Source organism: Streptomyces sp. AgN23 (assembly GCF_001598115.1).
Classification (GTDB): Bacteria; Actinomycetota; Actinomycetes; order Streptomycetales; family Streptomycetaceae; genus Streptomyces; species Streptomyces antimycoticus.
The window spans coordinates 8,248,362-8,268,193 of sequence record NZ_CP007153.1 but is presented as its reverse complement, the minus strand read 5'-3'; the positions used below and the strand labels follow the sequence as shown (position 1 = coordinate 8,268,193).

Here is a 19,832-nt window from a genome sequence, read left to right as displayed (position 1 = left end):
TGCCGGTGCTACTCGGGCCGCTGTGGGAGGGGCTGCTCGGTCCAGACGGTCTTCCCCCGGCCGGTTGTAGCGGATGCCCCAGTTCTGGGCGAGTTGGGCGCAGCTGAACAGGCCGCGGCCGCCCTCGTCGACGATCCCGGCGTGCCGTAGCCGGGGGGCGGTGTGGCTGGAGTCGTGGACCTCGCAGGTGAGGGTCCGATCTTTGATGAGGCGCAGACGGCGGCGCGGTCGGCGGGGAAGGCGTGCATGCGGGCGAGGAGGAGGATGGCATCGCCCGAGAGGGCGTCGCCGCGCAGCCGGTAGAGGACGTCGTCGCACAGGTCTTGCACGGGCCGGTCGACGTCGGCGAGCACGCGCGGGAGCAGCCGGGGGCCGCCGGCGCCGTCCTCGGGCCGGTCGGCGGCCGACAGCGGGGCCGGGTAGAGGGCGAGGACATCACCGTCGGCGACGGGGACGGTGGTGGTGACGAACGGAAGGCCGCTCCCGTCGCCGAGGGCCGCGCCGACGGCCAGGTCGAGAACGCCGGGGGTCTCCTCGGGCCCGGCGAGCGTGGGCGGCGGATGTCCGGCGGAGGCGATGGCGCAGGTACGGGAGAACGGGTCGTACATCACGCACAGGCACGTCGCGCTGAGCGGCTGCCTGCGCAGCGGGTCATCCGCGGGCAGCGCCTTCCGCTCCCCACCGCGGCGAGCCGGCCGCCGCCGCTGGAGGAGAGAAGTCCCTCGGTCATTGCGCCATCCTGCGGCGTGGCCCGCGACCAACGGCCCGCGCGACACGGCCGGTTCACCCAAGGGAGGAGGGCGCGGATCCCATGAGGATGCCGTCGCGCCGCGAACGGGTCTGGGAGCGCCGGCGCCGTTGACACATGCACTTCGCCGAACCCATACTCAAATTGACCCTAACCATTAGGTCCAATGCGCTCAGCTATACGAGCATGTGGCGGCCGCCGATGTCCGATTCGCTGTGACGAGCTTCTTGCGACAGCCGGCCGACCGACGCGCGGAAGAGGAGATCAGATAGCCCCCCAGAACGAGCAGGCAGTGCTCGGCGACGATGGCGTGGTGCCGGATGTCGATGTCAGCACGTTAACCCGCGAGGAACTGATCGCGCACAACCTGCGTGTGGTCGAGGCGCACTTCCACAACGAGAACCCCGAATCCATCGACAAGGCCCTGGCCGTGTACGGTCCCGACATCGTGTGGGAGGCCCCGGCACGCGGCATGGTCTACGGCAACGTCGCCGATGTCCGGGAAGGCTACCTGGGCATCTTCAGGACGGTGCACTGGAACCGCACGACCACGTTGCGGCGCTTCGCCACCGAGGACTTCGTGTTCGACGACCAGATCGCCGATGTGACGGTGGTGGGCAAGGACATGCCCAACCTGCCGTTCGAGCCCGGCCAGCGGATCAGCATGCGTCTGGTCCACTGCTTCGAGATGAAGGACGGCAAGATCGCGCGCGAGATCGCCTACGAGATCTCTCGCGCGTACGGCGGACCGCTCGACCATGACGCCGTGCCCGATGGTGCGGAGGTCACCGACTTCCCCGACGGCCCCGACTACGGCAACTGGGCGAACAAGTGAAGCTCATCGGATACGTGGACGATGGAGCGCGGCACATCGGCGCCGTTGACGGGAGCCATGTCATCCCGCTGGGTGAGGTGAGCGCTTTTTACGCCGATCCGCGGGCGGCCACGGCGAGTGCGGATCAGGTGACCGAGCGACTGGTCCGCGCCGAGCTGGTCGAGGCACCGCCGGTGCCGCGGACCGCGCGGGTGTTCTGTGTCGGCATCAATTACCACGCGCACGGCGACGAATCCAGGGAACACTCCGGACTGGACACTCCGAAGGTTCCGATGATCTTCGGCCGATGGGCCGACACCCTCGTCGTGGACGGCGACCCGGTGCCGGTGCCGCCGAACGAAGACGGCCTGGACTGGGAGGTCGAACTCGCAGTGATCATCGCCGACCCGGTCTGGGCGGCTGATCGCGCTACCGCGTCTCAGCATGTGCTGGGATACACCGCCTTCAACGACCTCAGTGCGCGCAAGAAGCAGTTGGAGACGGCACAGTTCACGCTGGGCAAGAACGCGGATCGCAGCGGGCCGATCGGCCCGGTGGTGGTCACAGCGGACGAGATCGGCGACCCGAACTCGCTGACGCTGCGAACCCGCGTCGGCGACTCGGTCATGCAGCTCGGCAACACCAGGGATCTGATCCACGACATCCCATCGATCATCGCCTACATCACGGACACGGTGTCCCTGAAGCCGGGCGACGTGATCGCGACCGGTACCCCGGCCGGCGTAGGACTCGGCATGAAGCCACAGGTCTATCTGACCGCCGGCGACACCGTCGAGGTCGAGGTCGAGAACGTCGGCGTGCTCCGCACGCCGATCGTGAGCCGCGCCGACCTGGCCGCGCGACACGAGCTCTGATCGTGACCGCGTACCGCGCGGTCCACCAGACGCAGGAACGCGACTCGACCGTGATCAGCAGGAGGCGAGCCATATACGCGGGGCAACAGCGGTCGAGTGGGCGTCTGCGCTCGACGACCGCGGCGAACGTGTTGGCCGAGCACGCCGGTGTCCGCGGCGGTGCTCACCGCCGCGGACACCGGCGACGCCCTGCGCCCTCAGGCACACCCCGAGGACGCGGACGCGGGTGCCGTCCACGCGTGAATGGCCGCGACCGAGCCGGCGTGAGGTGGGGCGTCGGCTGCGCTATTCCTCCGTCAGGGAGTGCTGGCGGGCGAGGTCGGCGGCTGCGCTCACGTCACCCGCTACGACGGCCTCCGCGATGTCCTGGTGCAGCCGCAAGCGCCCTTGCTTATACCGGCGATGGCCGGCTTCCTCCTCGACCGAGCTGATCCTCACCGTCTCGGCATCGATGAACCTCAACATCGAGAGGTAGGTCTCGCGCAGGATCCGATTCGGGCTTATACGCGCAAAGGTCCTGTGCAGTTCCCAGACCGCGTGTACGAACGCGTTCGGGTCGTCGACCACGTCGGTCAATGCCGCTGATTGGGTGGTGATCAGGGCAATGTCGTCCTGGGTCCGGTGCTTGGCGGCATCCACGATGATCCGGGGCTCGAGCAGTTCGCGGACGACGACCGCGTCCGCGACCGAGACGGGCGCCCCGCCCACCGTCAGCAAACTCTGGCCGAGCTTGACCACCGGATCGTGCTGGGCAACGAACAACCCGCCACCAGGGCCCGGCCGGGCGACCACAACGCCCTGCGACTCAAGCAACCGGACGGCCTCATTCATCGTCGCCTTGGCCACACCGACCGACTCACGGATATTGGTCTTGGTGCCGATCAGCTCACCGGGCCGCAAACCACGCTCAGCGATCAGGCGCCGGACATGCTGGCCAACCGCCTCAGCCCGCGTCATCCCTGAGAGCGCCACATCCACCATGGTTTGCATTGTATGAGCATGTCGTGGTCGTGGTCACATACCAGAACGCGATGTATCACCCCAGCCGCAACCACGTGCGCCTTCTCCTTGTCGCAGGCGACGGTGCCGTGGCCTTGGCTGTCGGCGACCACTGTGTTCCGATCCGCGTCAGCCGAAACGAGTCGTAGCACGCGTGGCAATGGTTCTGCTCATCCTCGGCGCCTCGGGATCACCGGCTGGGCTACTGGCAAGCTTTTCGACGGGTTGTGCGCCTGGCTGCCTGGCGCCGGTCCGGCCCACCGGCAGAGTTCTTCGCCGGGCCTGCCAGCGGCTGGGGCCGACGCCAGCAAGAGAGGCCAGCGCTACGAAGCTCTGGGCATCGCCATCGGCTACGAACACACAACAAGGACCACGACCGTAAGGTCGAGACCTTCATCGCCGTATCGCCAGTGGTTGCGTCCGAGGGGCATCTGGACCAACACCCCACGGCTCACGCCAATCGTGGCTCAGCTGGAGCTTCACTCTTCGTGACCGACGACTGGAGCCCAAACTCCAGGTTGGGCGGAGGCACTCATGTGCCCCCGGTCCGGATGAGAGCGCCCTCGACGATTGCGTTCGTGAGCTGGGCCAGGAGCCCACCCTCTCACGCCAGTTGAAGCCCGTCGGCCTTCGCTCGGACCGACAGATCGCCCACCAGGTCCCGGCCAAACACCAGCCTTGCCGTTTCATCCGCGAACATCTTCAAATGTGCGTTTTATTTGATGATGTTCCTTCCCGGGAGACTCAGCAGTCCTAACCGACGCCCGCCAACAGGGGGTTACACCACTCGCCCGGTTCCTGCTCGTCCAGGTCGTGGAGGTGATCTGCCGCAGAGCGCGGATCGAGGACACTTATTGTCAATGTGACAGCAATCCGATACGGTCGGCACCATGCGTGATGATTCCTGGGCGCCGCCATCCGTTCTGCTCACAGTTGACCTTGTAATCCTGACGTTGCGTGAGGGACGGCTGTGTGTCCTGCTCGTGGAGCGGGGCAAGGAACCCTTCGCCGGCATGCAGGCGCTGCCCGGCGGCTTCCTCAACCATGCCGGTGAGGCGATCCCGGAGGCCGCTCGCCGCGAGCTGGGCGAGGAGACCGCTGTTGATGCCCGGCAGTTTCATCTGGAGCAGTTGGCCACCTATGGGGATCCAGGGCGTGATCCGCGTGGGCGGGTCGTCTCGGTTGCGCATCTGGCGATCGCACCCCGCCTTCCTGAGCCGGTCGCGGGAACGGATGCCGCGAATGCCTCATGGATTCCGACGGACACGGTCCTTTCCGGACAGGTGAAGCTCGCTTTCGATCACGATCGGATAGTGACGGACGGAATTGAACGCGCCCGTACGAAACTCGAGTTCTCCGCACTGGCCACGGCGTTCTGTGGAGACCTTTTCACCATCGCCGAGTTGCGGCAGGTGTACGAGGCGGTGTGGGGCGTCACGCTCGACACCCGGAATTTCTACCGAAAAATCCAGGCCGTGGACGGGTTCATCGTTCCGGCCGGGACGGGACGCAGGACCACGGTGGGGCGCCCCGCACGCCTGTTCCGCGCGGGACCGACCACGGTGCTCTCGCCTCCGCTGGTCCGGCCCGTGCCGGCACCGCCGGAACAGCGGGCGGAAGAACAAACAGAGGAACACGCGAAGGAATGAGGAGACATGCCAAATGACCTGGTGGTGATTCTCACCGCCCTCAATCTCGAATACGAGGCCGTGCACCGGAAACTGGCCGATCCGCAGGTGACCGTACACAAGAGCGGCACGCGGTTCGAGGTCGGGACCGTGCCGGGCACCTCGTGCCGTGTGGCACTCGGCCTGACGAGCAAGGGGAACCATTCGGCCGCGGTACTGGCGGAGCGCGCGATCGAGCACTTCTCTCCGGCAGCCGTGCTGTTCGTCGGTGTCGCCGGGCGCATGCGGAGCTCGATCGCGCTGGGCGACGTGGTGATGGCCACCTATGTGTACGCCTACCACGGCGCCACCAGCGAGGACGACGGGCTCAAGGCGCGGCCCCGGGTGTGGGAGGCGGCGCATCCCATCATCCAGCTCGGCCAGCATCTGGCCCGGATGACGGACCGGGCCGGCCACGCACCGGAGAACGGGGAAGTGCCGCGGGTGCACTTCGGCCCGATAGCCGCCGGTGAGGTCCTGCAGAACTCGCGGAACTCCGCCGAGGCCGCATGGCTCCGGCAGCACTACAACGACGCGTTCGCGATCGACATGGAAGCCGCAGGCGTGGCACAGGCCGGCCATCTCAGTGGCCTGTCGGTCGGCGTCATCCGCGGCATCAGTGACCGGGCGGATGGCACGAAGAACGGCGCGGAGGACCGCGATCGGCAACCGCGCGCCGCGGCGAACGCGGCGGCTTTCGCGGTACGGCTGGCTGCGGAACTGATCAAGGAAGCAGAGCTGGCAGAGAAAGCCGAGGAAGAGGAGCAGATCGTCATGGCCCAGAAGGACAGAACTGGCAGGGGCGGCGGAAGCGTCGTCAACACGGCCTTTTCCAGCACGGTGGGAATCATGGCCGGAGAGGTCACCGGCAGCACCGTCCACGTCGGCGGGGCAACTCCGAAGACGTCCACCCCGACGGAACTGGTCGCGGCGCTGGACCGCTTCCGTGAAGACCTGACACGACACCACGCCGACGGGACCCTCGACGCAGACATTCACCACGAGGCACAGACCGAACTGAGCATCGCGAGGCGCGCAGCGGAGGAGTGCGCCGCGAACGCCCCGGCGCCTCCGAAGAAAGCAGTTATGGCGCTCAGGAAATTACGCGGCCTGCTCGCCGACCACCCGGAACTGACCGCCGGTCTCGAGGCCCTGATCGCGGCGGCGGGTGACCCGGCATGAGCGAGGGCTTTCCCTCCACGCACAACGAGGCGCACGATTCCTTCGTCGCCGTCCAGGCCTCGGTGGTACGCGACTCCACCATCAACATCGTCCCGCCGGACGCTTCGCCCCAGAAGAAGTACGAGGTCGGGGTCCGTTGTCTGGAAGAAGGCTTACCCGGCCGGGCGCGGGAACTGATCTGGGACGCGATCACCCACAACCACGACGGCCCGCAGATCCGCTTCCACTGGGCGCTCGCCATGCTCAGCAAACGCGCCCACCACGACCTCACTGCCGAGGAGCGCCGTCAGCTGGACCGGACGCGGGACGTCATGCAGGGCTACGCCGAGGACAAGGACTGGAAGCCCGGTCTGCAGGTCATCTTCGATCTACTGGCTCTGCCCGGCAAAGCTGACAGTGAGACCGCCGCCGTGCTGAAGCGGCTGAGGGATCTGGCACCGCCCCAGCGTGACCCTATCGTCCACCACCTCGACCTCGTGCTCACCAGCCGGACAAAAGCCACCCTGTGGGCCGAGATCTGCGAGCTCGCCAAGGCCGGGCAGTTCCATGGTGACCGTTCCCGGCGGGTCCGGTACTACTTCGAGCCCGATCCCATCGGGGCACGAACCCGGCCTCCCGAGGAGAGCACCGCTTCCCGTTACCGTCCTCGCCTGGCGGCCTGGACCGGCCTGTTCGTCATCGCCGCGGGATTCCTCGGGATCTCGGCAGTGATCGCGGAGCCGCTGACCGCGATCGTCGAGCTGCTGATCGCGCTCGGCACCGGATTCCTCGCCGCCCGGTTCGGCCGGCGATGGTGGCACAACACGCATCGGTTGCAGGCCAAGGAGCAGGAGCTGGGCCAAGCGTCGAACCAGGAGCCGGTACCGGATCCGGCCCGCTCCCCGGCCGCCCCCTCCCCCGCGTCCGCGGGCGGCGGAGCCCCCGCGGCGGACGGGTTCACCAGCCGCGTCCGCGAGTCCTTCGAGCACTACTTCGGCACGTACGTGCCGCACGGGTGCGACCGGCCCGAGTGGCTCGCCTACACCACTGGCATCCGCGCCGTTCTGGCCGCCGAGGTCGCGTTCCTCTACCGGGAGAGCAGAATCAGCGTCGACCGGGTCAACTGGCTGATCCGCTACCTGGCCCGGGACACCAAGGACCGCCATGACAACGGCACGCTGTTCGCCCACCGGCAGCAGTACCGGACTCCGGTGACGACGAAACTCGCCTGCGTGCTCGCCCTCGCCCTCTTGGGCCTCACGTCCCTGGCCGCCACCGTCACCGCCGCGACAGGTTCGGCGAGTGCGTTCCACGGCTTCCTCACCTTCGCCGTGTTCTTCGGCGCCATCGGGAGCGGGCGCCGGGCAGCGTCGGTGTGGCTGGACATACGCAGCGAGGAACAGCGGTTCGCCGAGGAGACGCAGGAGTACCACCTGCGGATGTACGCGCGTGAGGAGGAGTTCCAGCGCTGGCAGGAGCACCTGGAAGCCATCCGGCCCTCCGACGCCGAGATGGAGGCGTGGCTCAGCCACGACAAGATCCTGTTCACCGCCGATGTGCTCCGTCACCACCAGCTCACCTGGTACGACATCATCGCCCACACGATCCTGACGACACCGGCACGCCCCTACAGACGAGCACGGCGCCGAGGCGGCCCCTGGCGCTACTCCCGATACACCCTCCGGCTGTTCCTGGCCACACGGAACGGTATCCGCGAGATCAGCACCGAAGTCGACTTCGCCCGCGCCACTCGCCCGGGCGAACAACGCACCAACTACCGCTTCAACGCCTTCTCCTCCGTGCAGGTCACCGAGGACGACCGCATCGGCTACGAGATGGCGCTGCTCCTCTCCAACGGCCCGGCCAGAACCATCCGGATCAAGGACGCCGACAGCCACCAGCTCGAACCGTACGAGAACGCCCGGGACCTCTCGCAGATCAACCTCGACGCGGCGGGCTTCGCCCATACGTTCCGTCTCCTGGAGGGCATCGCCGCCGACGGGAAGGCATGGATCGAGCGGAACAACGCCGACAGTCCACCGTCCGCGGACAGCACCGACTGAGTCCTCCCGGACCGGATCCGGAGGCCAGCCGGCCAGGGAGCTGCCGAGAGCACGGCAGCTCCCTGAAGGTCCTCCAGGCACCACGGACCGAGTACGGGTACCACCGAGCCACCCCCCCCTGCCACGGTGTCGCGAAACGAGGGTGACAGCCAGTCATGACGGACAGAGAACGGAGCACCAGCGCCCTACTCCTTGCCGAGTACGCACAGATCAAGGACGAGCAGCGTGCACGTATCGGCTTTCGGGACAATCTGCTGTACGTGACGCTCGCGGCCGTGACCGCGGTCGCGGCCGTCGCCGCGCAGACGGACTACCCGCAGCTGATCCTGGCCCTTCCGGTCGTGTGTCTTGTGCTCGGATGGACGCACCTGGTCAACGACGAAAAGATCTCAGCCATCGGGCGCTACGTCCGCACCGAGCTCGCGTCCCGGCTCGCAGAGGCCGCAAACGTGGAGGAACCGCTGTTCGGCTGGGAGACCTACCATCGCAGCGACGACAGACGGGTCTCGCGCAAGACCACACAGACAGTCGTCGATCTGGTGGCCTTCCTGGTCACTCCCTTTGCCGCACTCATCACCTTCTGGTGCCACAGCACGGACAGCGCCCTTCTGGTCGCGGTCTCAATCCTGGAAGCCGCCGGACTCATCGTCCTGGGTGTGCTGTTCCTGCAATACGCCGAGAGGTGAGATGCTGCCCGACGCTACGGACTGAAAATTCTTTCTGAACCGCCCCGTGTCAGATAGAGACGCTGAGTGAACCGCTGTTGCTCCCTTTCCCGTCCGTCACGAAGAGACCGGCGTCCAGGCCGTCCACCCCGACCAGTACGGTGCTCCGCGGAGGAGTCAGCCCTGCGGGGCCGCTACCGCCGGGGCCGGCAAGCGGTAGCGCCTCGCGATCAAAAGCTCGCCGCGCGTGTGCCAATACCCGCAGCCGGCTACAGCGGAACGGCGAGGTGGTCGGCATCGCCCCCGCGCCATTCGATCAGGAACAGGGTCGCGTCGTCGCTGGTGAGCCCGCCCCGCTCCTCCAGCAGTCTCTTGGAGAGCCAGCGCACCTCGGCGCGTACCCCGCTGGCCTGGTTCATCATGCGGTCGACGCAGCGGATGAGCTGTTCCTCGCCGAACGGTTCCTGTCCGGCTACGTGCTCCTCAATGACGCCGTCGGTGTAGCACAGCAGCCGGTCGCCGCGTTGGAGCTGGTGCTCGCTCATCCGGGGCTGCTCGCCGCCGAAGCCGACCGGCAGGGTGGTCGGGCCCTCCAGAGGGTGAAGCACCCGGCTGTCGCGGATCAGCAGTGGTGCCGGGTGCCCGGCGTTGACCCATTGCAGGCGGCCCGTTGTGGTGTCCAGGCGCATCATCTGCGCGGTGACGAAGCGATCAGGACCGAACTGCCCGGCGATCGCCCGGTCCATGAACGCGTAGATCTCGGTCAAATCGACGTCGGCGCGTCTGGCGTGGCGGTAGGCGCCGATGGCGATGGTGGCCATCGCGGCGGCTCCGAGGTCGTGGCCCATTGCGTCGATCATGGCTACGTGCAGGATGTTTTCGTTGAGGGCGTAGTCGAAGCTGTCGCCGGCGATGCGGTAGGCGGGTTCGAGGATCCCGGCCACCGTGACCTGCGGAATGGACATGGCCAGTGGGGGGAGCAGGGACCACTGGATCTCGGCGGCCACGCTCATCGGTTCGCGGCGGCGGGCCTGGAAGAACTGGTCGGTGTAGGTGTGCTTGGTGACCAGGATGTCGGCGATCAGGCTGGCCAGCCTGCGCAGGAGCCGCCGGTCGTCGTCATCGACGGTGTCCAGGGTGAGGGCCAGCACCCCGACCTGGTCGCTGCCGTCCAGCAACGGCAGGTACATCCGGACGCTGCCCTCGAGCGCTACCTCGACGGGAGCCGCCGTCAGGAAGGCTTCTCCGGCGTGGGAGTCGTTGATCAGCTCGGCTCCGGCGACCATCAGTCGGCGGCCCGGCAGCGGAGCGAGCACCAGCTGCGCGTAGTCCTGCAGGAGGATGGAGACGTCACGGCCACCGACTTTGGCCACCTCTTCCGCGATCAGCGGAGCGATCAGCTGCGGCGGCATCTCGTGGGCCCGGTCCAGCAGCACCCCCAGCAGGCGCTCGCCGAATCCCTCCGACCGGTCCACCATCTCCCTGCCGGGCCCGCACTCACCTTCAGCCATAGCCGCAGGGTGCCCCAGCCACCGGCACAGCCGGTCGATTACGCCAACGGTGGCCACGTCAGGTGACCCGGCGTCGACGCATGAGGGCTCGACTGCGGTTCATTGCATCCCTGCTCTTCCAGGAGTAAGTACCGTTCCCCGATCGTGTGGTTTCGCCCACCGGCGCCCGCCCGAGAGGAGCGGTGGTCTTTCAATGTGGGCGTGAACCATCTCTCCCGCGGCCTGCGGCCGCCGCGCTGACCGGGCCCCTCCTGACCGCCGCGGCTCCCGCTGCCGCGCCGGCGGCCCCAAGGCCGGCAGGGATCGACTGCCCCGACGGCTCCGTGTGCATCTACCCCGAGACCAACTTGGGCGGACAGCCATGGGTGAAACGGGCCGTCGACGGCAGCGTGAAGGATCTGCCCGCAGCAGGCGCCATATCCCTGCCACCGACACAGTCAGATGGAAGCGTCTGCCGATCAGAGTTTTCACCCGGGCCAGGGTCCATCTCTGGTCAGCCCAGCCATGCACGGCAGGGCCCTGAGCCAGTAGCTCCTCCAGCACGGCGAACCGTTCACCGGTCAGCTTCGGCCGGTGTGCCGGGTCCCCGGACTCGAGCGCCTGCAACCCGCCCTCACGCCAGGCGCGACGCCACCGCTCCACCGACCGCACGCTCACCCGTAAATCCTTCGCGATCACCGCGGTCTTCTCACCCTGCACGAACCGCTCGCCGGCCGCCAGCCGTATCCCCTCACGAAAGACCCGACCTTCAGCGCTCAGGCCCCCTCCCTGCGCGTACCGCATACAACCGGCACATCGCAGGGATCACCAACCGTCACTACCCGACACCAAGCCGAAAACCTCAGTAACCGCGGGTACGGCCATGCGGCGCCGGCCGGATGGTTCTGTGCCGCGATCCGGACCGTCCGTACCCAGCCGATGGAGAGCAGCCCGGCCGTTGGCCCGATCGGCACGGCGGTCCGGCTCGTCGAGCAACGCCTCCGCGCACCACCCCGCCGGCAGAGTGTGCCGACCAGCGCTGTTCAGCCCCCAGCGCCTTTCGTCACGTTGTCCGCGAAGTCTGCTGGGGGCTGATGCACGAGCTGCCGTGCGGGAAGGTGAGGCTCTCGGGTCAGGTGTGCGCGAAGTCGGTCCGCAGCTCTTCGGGCCGCTGGGGTGCCCAGAGTACGGCTGCGATGGCGACGACGGTGCCGAAGATGAGGAAGGCGAAGGCCGCGGCGAAGGAAACGTGGTCCGCCAGCAGGCCCATGATGAACGGTGCGACAGCACCGGCGAGCTGGCCGCCCATGTTGATGAGTGCGCTGGCGCGGCCGACGACGTTACGGGGCAGGATCCGCAACGGCAGTCCGAAGATCGGCATGAAACTCAGGAAGAGGACGAACATGGCGAGCGACTGATAGACGATGAACATGGTCGCGGACGTCGCGTATGCCATGAACAGCAGCAGCACGCCGCCGACCGCGCAGGACGGAATAATCAGCAGCCGGTGTCGTCCATAGAAGTAGCGGTCGAAGAGGACGCCTCCAGCGATCATGCTGATGGTCGCGCAGAAGTTCGGAATCGAGGCGAGAGCTCCGGAAGCCGTGATGGATACTCCGCGTTCCGTCTGCAGGTAGCTGGGCACCCAGGAGAGCAGCCCCCAGACCACCAGGTCGAAGCCACCGAACAGGAGGGTGAAGCGCCACAGCGCTCCGCTGCGCAGAAGCTGCGCCGTGCTGACGTCCGTGGGGGCAGATGTCGCCAGGACACGCTCACCGTCGCCTTCCGCGACAGTCGGCTCGGGGAGTGGGGCGGGCAGTGCCCACCAGATGACCACGGCCATGAGGAACCCGGCTCCGGCCACGGCGAAGAAGGTGTGCCTCCAGCCGACGGCGGTGATCACTGGAGCGGCGATGAGCGGGGCGAGCGCGGCTCCAAGCGTATTGGCACTGGTGACGATTCCGTTTGCGGTCATCCGGTTGTGCGGTTGGGTGCGTTCAGCGACTGCCTTCATAGAGGCTCCGGGGTACAACCCCTCAGTGACTCCGAACAGTGCCCGCACTATCAGAAGCATGCCGAAAGAGGACACCAGCCCAGTCAGTCCGGTGAAGAGGGACCAGGCGACCATCGCAGTGATCATGGTTTTCTTTGCCCCGATCCGGTCTGCCATGAGCCCGCCAGGCAGCTGGAAGAGGGCGTATACGGCGAAGAAGACCGTGAGGATCAGGCCCTGCTGCGTGTGGTCAAGGTCGAATTCTTTGGCCAGGCTGGGCAGAGCGGTAGTGATCGCGAGCCTGTCGACGTAATTGACGATCCAGGCGACGAACAGGATCGTGACAGAGACGGTGGTGATGCGCTTGGCATTCAGGGATGGTCTGGCGGCGACTGCGGGGGATGCGGACATGGCCGTTTCTCCATATGGCTTGCGGTGAATTTACCGAAGCGGCTCACTGGCGCTTCTGAGGGCCCCGGCCGGCGCGGAAACAGGCGTCCTGGCCCCCGGGAACGGCGGTGCCGGAGTGGTACGCGTGCCGTGTGCCGACCGCCTGTCGGCGCCGGGGGCCGTGATGCGGGTTTCTGGTGTATTCCGGTTGCAGCGGTGGCCGGCCCGCCCCGGGAAGCGCGTCCCGGGTCAGGTCAGGCTGCGGGGGTGAGGCGGCGTCCACGCCGCGGACCGAGGTAGGAGTTGCCCGCCACGGTCATGTGTCCCTGCTGCATGACCCAGGAGATGCCGCTCGGGTGGCGCACCGGGTCACGGTAGTTGGTTTCATGGTTGACGGAGCCGGCGTCGAAGGCGACAAGGTCGGCGATGTAGCCGGCACGGATCAGCCCGCGTTCAGGGATGCCGAACACTGTGCAGGGCAGCGAGGTCATCCGGCGGATCGCCTCGCCGAGTGGAAGCACGTGGTGCTCGCGCACGTACTCGCCGAGGATCCGGGGGAAAGTTCCGAACATCCGAGGGTGCGGCTTGCCCCCGGTGCCGGGAGGCAGGCCATCGGTGCCCACCATCGTGTCGCGGTCCGCGAAGGCCGTACGAACGTCGTCCTCATCCATGGAGAACAGCACCATGGTGGCCTCAAGGCGTTCCTCCCGCAGGATACGCACGTAGGTATCCAGCGGGCTGCACCCCTCAGCACGGGCGATCTCCCCGAGAGTGCGGCCGTCGTACCGATGACTCCGGGAGTGGGCAATCATGATCCCGTCCCAGCCGACCGCCTCTGCGTTGCTCTCCCAGCCGGGCACCCCTGACGTCATGAGGGTGGCCAGCCGCTCGCGCTCTGCGGCGGATTCGAGCCGAGCCAGGACACCTTCGTTGCCGTCGGCGAGGAAAGGCGGTGGCAGCAGCGCGGTGAGCATCGTCGAACTCGCCGCGTAGGGGTAGATGTCCTTGGTCACCCGTACCCCCCGGTCGGCGGCGTGGTGGATACGCCCGAGTGCCTCGGGCATGCGGCCCCACTGCGGGCGGCCCATGGCCTTCAGGTGCGAGATGTGCACACGGCAGCCGCTCTGCTCACCGATGCCGAGCGTCTCGTCGATCGAGGAGAACAGAAGGGAACCCTCACCGCGCATGTGGCTGGCGTAGGGGCGGTCGGGACCAAGGCACCGGGCCAGTTGCACCAGCTCGTCGCTCTCGCTGAAGACAGCCGGTGGATAGATCAGTCCCGTGGACATCCCGAATGCTCCGCCTTCGAGCGCCCGCTCCAGCTCCCGGCACATCGTCCGCATCTGCGCGGCATCCGGGGTGATGGCGGCCGTGCCGAGGACGGCGATGCGCAGGGTGCCGTGGCCGACGAGCGGGGCCATGTTGGTGACGTAACCACGGGCGTCCGTGACGGCGGTGAACTCTTCCCAGTCAGACCAGGTGAAGTCCATCTGCGGGTAGATGCGCCGGGTGAAGGACGCGAAATCCTGAGCGGAAGGGGGTCGAACGGGGGCCAGTGAGAAGCCGCAGTTGCCGGTCACCTCTGTGGTGATGCCTTGAAGGATCTTGCTGGTGTCGTCCTCGGCGAGCAAGGGGGCGTTGTCGGCGTGAGAGTGAACGTCGATGAAGCCAGGTGCCACCACGAGCCCGGACGCGTCCAGTACGGGAACGTGATCAACGGAGATCCTCCCGGGAGCGTTGACAGCTGTGATCCGGCCACCGCGTATCAGCACGTCTGCGGGGACCGGCTCAGCGCCCGTTCCGTCGGCGACCGTCCCTCCCCTGATCAGCACGTCTCTGGCCTGCATGTTTGGCACCTCCATGGTGCGCGCGGATGGAAGTACGTGAACAGCCGCTGACAGCAACGTGTCATTCGCAGGTCACGTGAGGTGTGGCTAAGTCTGAGGGCCCCCGGGGAAGGTGTCTTTTGCCATGCAACGAAAAGGACGCGTCGCGATTGTCGCTCACACCAAAGGCTGTGAGACCACCTCGTTCAGCCGCAGCTGCAGCTGAGCCAGGAGCATCTGGTCGGCGTCCTCGAAATCCAGCCCCGACACCTCACGGATCCGCCGCAGCCGGTAGCGCAGTGTGTTGACGTGCACGCGCAGGCGCAGGGCCGCGTCGTCGGCCACCGACCCCACGGCCAGAAAGGTGGAGAGAGTCCTGGTGAGGATGCCGTTGGGGCCGTCATGGTCGGCGAGGCGGCGCAGCGGACCGGTAACCCGCGGAAGATCAAGTGACTGTGCGATGTCACCGAGGTGCTGGAGCATCACAGGCAGCGCCATGTCCTCTACGGTGGCCACGGAGCGCGGGGGCTCCGCCTGGCCCAGCGCCCGCAGCACCGCATCGGCCTGAAGCCGCACGACAGGGATGTCCCCTGGAGCGGCAGCGGGCCAGGCGACGGCCGCCAGGTAGCCCGGACCGGGGCCGGCAGGGGAGCGGGCGAGGAAGTCCTCCGCCAGGGACCGGGCCGCCGCCAGGGCTTCTTCCGCGCCGAGCTTGGGCCAGGCGGTCAGCACGTACACAGCCCCGTTGCCCCGTACTGCCAGGGCCGAGGGGTGCACCGCAGTGAGATAGAGGGTCAGTACCTCCTCGAGCCTGCGCAGGTTCGCGGCAGCAGCGGCATCCTCGGGGGAGGCAGTTTCACCCGCTGTGGGCGAGGCGGTCCTCCGCGGCCGCAGGCCCACAGCGAGCACACAGAACGGACCCTTCTCCAGCCCCGCCTCGCGTGCTGCGCCGGCCCCGGCCGCGCCGCCCGCGAGCATGGCAGCGGCGAGTTCGCGGCGCTGCTGGCGGGCCCAGGGGGAGCTGTCCGCGCGCATGTTGGCCAGGTGCAGGGCGACAACCGATGTGAACAGCTCCAGCCAGCGGGCGTGCTCCTTGGGCAGGGGCCCACTGGTCACCGCCCAGACATAGCCCAGCACCTCGGAACCCGCGCGCACCGCGACAGCGACCCGCGGCAGCATCGTCGGCTCATACGGTTCGACATACACCGGCGCCGTGGAAGCATTGAGCCGCTGGAAGACGCCGCTGTCCGCTAGCTTGCGCACCCGCCACGGTCGCACCGCTCGACCCAGGATTGTTTCCACCCGGGACTCGTCGGCCTTCTCCTGCCCCGCTGACCAGGCAAGGACGGCAGAGGTAGCGTCCTCGATGGTGACCGGGGCGTGGATCACCATGCTCACCGTGTTGGCGATTGCGAAAAGATCACTGGTGGCCCCGGCAGGTTCCCACTGTGCCCGCGCGTAGTCCTGGATCCGCTGACGGGTGATCGTTGCGACGTGCATCCAGGAAGCGTGCCGGTTCACCTCCACGACCGGCACCGGGCAGTCGACCGCCTCAGGTGGCAGGGGCGACTTCACCGCCAGCCCGCACACGCCAGCACGCCGGGCTTCTCGTCCGAGGCTGACAAGCTCACTTCCGGACGCCAGCCCCACACAGAGCACCAGACAGCCCGCCTCCAAGCCCACCGTGTCGGACGGATCGTGGATCAGCACCCCGGTCAGAGGCTCTGCCGCTTCATGGGGATCGACAGCGAGGCGCAGCAGCGGCTGACCGATGTCCGCTATCAAGCGCTCCAGGGTCAGGGTGTTCTCCATGTCCGAAAAGTACTGCACTTTGTCCCCAGGGCCCAACGGCCGAGGCGAACTTTGAACTGCCCGACAAAAGATCGGAAGACATGGTCCGGCAGGCTACGGAGCATGGACGTGAACGTGGACATGCAGGAACAGACCGGCGACGAAAAGCTGCAGGCGGCACGTCACCGCTGTCGTGTGTGCGCCCACCCAAGCCGGAGTCGGGGCCCCGGGACGGTGCGCCGGCGATAGGCCAACGGGCGCGATACCGGCGTCCCTCGGCCTCGTAAGGCGCTGTGCCGCGTCCGCTCGACGCCCGTGCCACGTGCCGGGCACCGAAGCCCGTCCGCACCGTCCGCCGAGCTTCAGACATGCGCGGCTCCGCGTCACCCCTTCACATACGAATGAAAGGCCACCATGTCTTCTGCTGTCCGTCGCCCACTGATCGCCGTCACCCTGGGACACGACCTGCCCGAACGGCCAGCCACCCTGCGACTGCCCAGAAGCTATGTGCGGGCACTGGTGAAAGCAGGTGCGACACCGATCGCCGTCCCGCCGGGCGTCGGCGGCCCGTGCACCCGCCAGGTGATGGAACAGGTCGACGGTCTGTTTCTCCCCGGCGGAGTCGATCCGCATCCGCGGCCATTCGGCGAAGAGGTGCACCCGGAGACCACCATCGACGAAGAGCTTGATGCCCTGGAACTGAATGCGATCACCTGTGCCGTGAGCATGGGTATGCCCATCCTCGGCGTCTGCCGGGGAAGCCAGATTCTCAATGTCGCCCTGGGCGGCAGCCTGATACAGCACCTGGACCCAGGGACGATCAACCATTACCGCCCCGACCTGCCGTTGTCCACGGAGGTACACGAGGTGCGCCTGGCCGACGACTCGCGCCTGGCCAAACTGTCGGGCACACAACTGCTGCGCGTGAACAGCCTGCACCACCAGGCGATTTCCAGGTCGGCGCCGGCACTCCGAGTGGTGGCCCAATCGGAAGACGGGCTCGCCGAAGCCGTCGAGGCCCTGGACCCAGCACGATGGATGATCGGCGTGCAATATCACCCGGAAGAACTCCTCAACCACGAGGCACACAGCAGCCTTTTCGACGGCTTCGTCTCAGCCTGCTCCGAGTTCGCAAGCGAACGCCGCAGAACGGCCTGACGCCCGCAGTCCGTGCTTTCCGCGGCCTCGGCCACCCTCCAATGAGAGAAAGCGGGTTGCCGATGCGACGCAACCGGAACCACGCCACGCACTCGGTTGCCATCAAGGACTGCCGCCAGCCACACCCGCCTCTCTCACACCTACCACCCCAGGAATGGACAATGACCAGAACACAGCCGGCGAAGCGGCGCGAGCTCATTCTGCGAAGCGCAGTACAGCAACGACTCCTCGAGCCCGACCACGCCGTGCTCGCCGGCTTCATCGACCTGGACGGCGTCCTCGCCAGCATCACGGACCTCCACGGCGCCTTCCCGGCCTCCCTGAACGTCCTGCACACCGTCGCCGCGAAGGCGAACTGCCTCGTTCCCGTACTGGAAGCGTTCTCCCGCAACGGCATGGGCTGCGAAGTGGCGAGCCCCGGTGAGCTCGCCCAGGCGCTTGCCGCCGGCTTCGCCCCTGAACGGATCGTCTACGACTCTCCGTCAAAGACGCGCGCCGAACTGGCTCAAGCTCTCGAATTGGGCGTCGCTGTCAACGCAGACAACTTCCAAGAGCTCGAGCGCATGGACAGCATCCTTGCCGGCCGGGCCAGCGACTCACCCATCGGAGTACGGATCAATCCGCAGGTCGGTAGCGGGGACATCGCCGCGATGAGCACCGCCACCCTGACCTCCAAGTTCGGAATCGCCTTGGAAGACGACGGAAACAGGCGGCGGATCGTACAGGAATTCCAGGACCGCCCATGGCTTACCTGGCTCCACGCCCACGTAGGATCGCAAGGATGTCCACTGGAGCTGATGGCCGAGGGTATTGCGAAAACTGTGGCCCTGGCTGAGGAGATCAACGCATCCCTGGGGCGGCGTCAAGTCGTCGGCATCGACATAGGCGGCGGACTGCCCGTCAACTTCACCAGCGACGCTACCGCTCCGAATTTTGACGAGTACGTGGAATGCCTGCGTGCCTACGCCCCTGCGCTGTTCAGCGGGGCATACCAGATCGTCACCGAATTCGGGCGGTCCCTGCTTGCCAAGAACGGATTCACCGCCGCGTATGTCGAATACACCAAGACCTCGGGCGGGCGTCGCATAGCCATCACTCACGCCGGAGCCCAGGTCGCCGCAAGGACAGTCTTCATGCCTGACTCCTGGCCGATCCGGATCACCGCACACAACCCGTCCGGGCACCTCAAAGAGGGAGCGACAGCACCCCAGGACATTGCGGGACCGTGTTGCTTCGCTGGCGATGTTGTGGCCCAGGCCCGGTTGCTTCCCGCTCTCGAACCCGGAGACATTGTGACGCTCCTTGATACGGGCGCCTACTACTTTTCCACTCCTTTCCATTACAACAGCCTTCCCGACCCGGCTGTGTACGCCGTGCGCACCGATCCAGACGGCAACCTGAAGTTCGATCTCGTCCGACGCGCAGAGAGCATCCAGGAGCTTCTTGACCGAACCGGTGCGCAGCAGTTGTGAAGGACGGGGTGGAAGCGAGGGCCGGCGGTATCGAGGGCTTGCCGCCGCGCCGTCAGATCGTCTCGGACGCGAGTGGGCTCCCCCACTGCGCGATCGTGAGACCGGAGCGGGCTCTCGCCCCCTGTGCCCGGGGTACCCGGGGGTGGAGCCTCAAAGCTTTTCGCAGGGCAGCCGCGGCGTTCAACGTACCGCGTGACTGGGCTGTGCCGGCCCCGTCAGGCCGTCGGCGCGGCTGGGGTTCCGGCATCGGCAGCGTCTCTCCCGACGACGGTTCAGGGGTGACCGCCCTGGGCGGCCGAACGGCTAGTACTCCAGTGCGGTTTCGTGATCTGTCCAGCGGGTTCGTCGGCGGACCGCCGTTGGTAGTGGCTGCGTCGGGCTGTGGCCTGGTGGCGTCTGCGCCAGGTGGACCAGTGCAGCAGTCTGGCGGCAGTCACGGCCGGTGGGATGAAGACGGCGGTGAGCAGGTGACGGATCTCCGGGACGCTCAGAGGTCGTTTTCTCCCGTTGTTTCATCCCGGAATCTGAGGTTGGCGGGTCTTTGCGGGGTCGCGCCAGGAGGTGGTGTTCTCGCCGGTGAGGCGGCGGGCCATGTGGTCGGTCATGGCGAGGTGGATCATGGCTTCGGAGCGGGCGGGAAGGGTTTCGTAGTCGCGGACCAGGCAGCGGTGGAGCATCAGCCAGCCGGTTGGGTCGGCCGCGCGGCGAGGTGCTCGCCGT

15 protein-coding genes and 1 pseudogene are annotated in these 19,832 nt (G+C 67.1%); 8 read left to right on the top strand and 8 right to left on the bottom strand.

Annotated features, from left to right (window positions below; genetic code table 11):
- Positions 1 to 8: 8 nt before the first annotated feature.
- The gene (locus AS97_RS35825) at positions 9 to 776 is read right to left on the bottom strand and encodes a PP2C family protein-serine/threonine phosphatase (protein ID WP_282615729.1); all 768 of its coding nucleotides are present in this window, start codon (positions 774 to 776) and stop codon (positions 9 to 11) included.
- Between the two features lie 264 nt (positions 777 to 1,040).
- Here AS97_RS35825 and AS97_RS35820 point away from each other — a divergent pair, with 264 nt between their 5' ends.
- Positions 1,041 to 1,583, top strand: a complete 543-nt coding sequence (locus tag AS97_RS35820) for a nuclear transport factor 2 family protein (protein ID WP_210566360.1) — start codon at positions 1,041 to 1,043, stop codon at positions 1,581 to 1,583.
- Between the two features lie 14 nt (positions 1,584 to 1,597).
- Entirely contained in the window at positions 1,598 to 2,437 is an 840-nt protein-coding gene (locus AS97_RS35815) for a fumarylacetoacetate hydrolase family protein (RefSeq protein WP_201724722.1), read from the top strand.
- Between the two features lie 285 nt (positions 2,438 to 2,722).
- Here the strand turns inward: AS97_RS35815 and AS97_RS35810 are convergent, their stop codons facing one another.
- A complete protein-coding gene (locus AS97_RS35810) occupies positions 2,723 to 3,418 on the bottom strand; it encodes an FCD domain-containing protein (protein WP_197049089.1) in 696 nt (231 codons plus the stop codon).
- A 908-nt stretch (positions 3,419 to 4,326) separates the two neighbouring features.
- Between AS97_RS35810 and AS97_RS35805 the strand changes: the two genes are divergently transcribed.
- The 4 genes from AS97_RS35805 (at position 4,327) to AS97_RS35790 (ending at position 9,013) form a co-directional block, all read left to right on the top strand.
- Positions 4,327 to 5,085 carry an NUDIX hydrolase gene (locus AS97_RS35805; protein ID WP_210566359.1) on the top strand — a complete coding sequence of 253 codons (759 nt, stop codon included), beginning with the start codon at positions 4,327 to 4,329 and terminating at the stop codon, positions 5,083 to 5,085.
- 6 nt (positions 5,086 to 5,091) lie between these two features.
- Complete coding sequence (locus tag AS97_RS35800) at positions 5,092 to 6,285, top strand: 5'-methylthioadenosine/S-adenosylhomocysteine nucleosidase (RefSeq protein WP_210566358.1); 1,194 nt, start codon at positions 5,092 to 5,094, stop codon at positions 6,283 to 6,285.
- Positions 6,282 to 8,327 carry a hypothetical protein gene (locus tag AS97_RS35795; RefSeq protein ID WP_210566357.1) on the top strand — a complete coding sequence of 682 codons (2,046 nt, stop codon included), beginning with the start codon at positions 6,282 to 6,284 and terminating at the stop codon, positions 8,325 to 8,327. The genes AS97_RS35800 and AS97_RS35795 overlap by 4 nt, the downstream gene beginning before the upstream one ends.
- Before the next feature lie 155 nt (positions 8,328 to 8,482).
- A complete protein-coding gene (locus tag AS97_RS35790) occupies positions 8,483 to 9,013 on the top strand; it encodes a hypothetical protein (RefSeq protein ID WP_059144249.1) in 531 nt (176 codons plus the stop codon).
- A gap of 248 nt (positions 9,014 to 9,261) precedes the next feature.
- Here AS97_RS35790 and AS97_RS35785 read toward each other — a convergent pair whose 3' ends face one another.
- From AS97_RS35785 to AS97_RS35765, 5 genes are all read right to left on the bottom strand, one after another.
- On the bottom strand, positions 9,262 to 10,503 hold the full coding sequence (locus AS97_RS35785) for a PP2C family protein-serine/threonine phosphatase (RefSeq protein ID WP_210566356.1): 1,242 nt from the start codon (positions 10,501 to 10,503) through the stop codon (positions 9,262 to 9,264).
- A 99-nt stretch (positions 10,504 to 10,602) separates the two neighbouring features.
- A complete protein-coding gene (locus tag AS97_RS35780) occupies positions 10,603 to 11,286 on the bottom strand; it encodes a helix-turn-helix domain-containing protein (protein ID WP_247204595.1) in 684 nt (227 codons plus the stop codon).
- A gap of 328 nt (positions 11,287 to 11,614) precedes the next feature.
- Complete coding sequence (locus AS97_RS35775) at positions 11,615 to 12,886, bottom strand: MFS transporter (RefSeq protein WP_059144247.1); 1,272 nt, start codon at positions 12,884 to 12,886, stop codon at positions 11,615 to 11,617.
- Between the two features lie 233 nt (positions 12,887 to 13,119).
- Positions 13,120 to 14,712: an amidohydrolase family protein gene (locus AS97_RS35770; protein ID WP_247204594.1), complete on the bottom strand. Its 1,593-nt coding sequence runs from the start codon at positions 14,710 to 14,712 to the stop codon at positions 13,120 to 13,122.
- A gap of 156 nt (positions 14,713 to 14,868) precedes the next feature.
- Positions 14,869 to 16,503 carry a helix-turn-helix domain-containing protein gene (locus AS97_RS35765; RefSeq protein ID WP_210566355.1) on the bottom strand — a complete coding sequence of 545 codons (1,635 nt, stop codon included), beginning with the start codon at positions 16,501 to 16,503 and terminating at the stop codon, positions 14,869 to 14,871.
- A gap of 393 nt (positions 16,504 to 16,896) precedes the next feature.
- On the opposite strand from AS97_RS35765, the gene AS97_RS35760 reads away from it, so the two are divergent.
- Entirely contained in the window at positions 16,897 to 17,640 is a 744-nt protein-coding gene (locus AS97_RS35760) for a gamma-glutamyl-gamma-aminobutyrate hydrolase family protein (protein ID WP_079059379.1), read from the top strand.
- A 161-nt stretch (positions 17,641 to 17,801) separates the two neighbouring features.
- On the top strand, positions 17,802 to 19,112 hold the full coding sequence (locus AS97_RS35755; protein ID WP_210566354.1) for a diaminopimelate decarboxylase: 1,311 nt from the start codon (positions 17,802 to 17,804) through the stop codon (positions 19,110 to 19,112).
- A 512-nt stretch (positions 19,113 to 19,624) separates the two neighbouring features.
- On the opposite strand, the pseudogene AS97_RS35750 reads toward AS97_RS35755, so the two are convergent.
- Positions 19,625 to 19,798: pseudogene (locus tag AS97_RS35750) on the bottom strand (IS5/IS1182 family transposase); the annotation flags it as partial.
- Between the last annotated feature and the right edge of the window lie 34 nt (positions 19,799 to 19,832).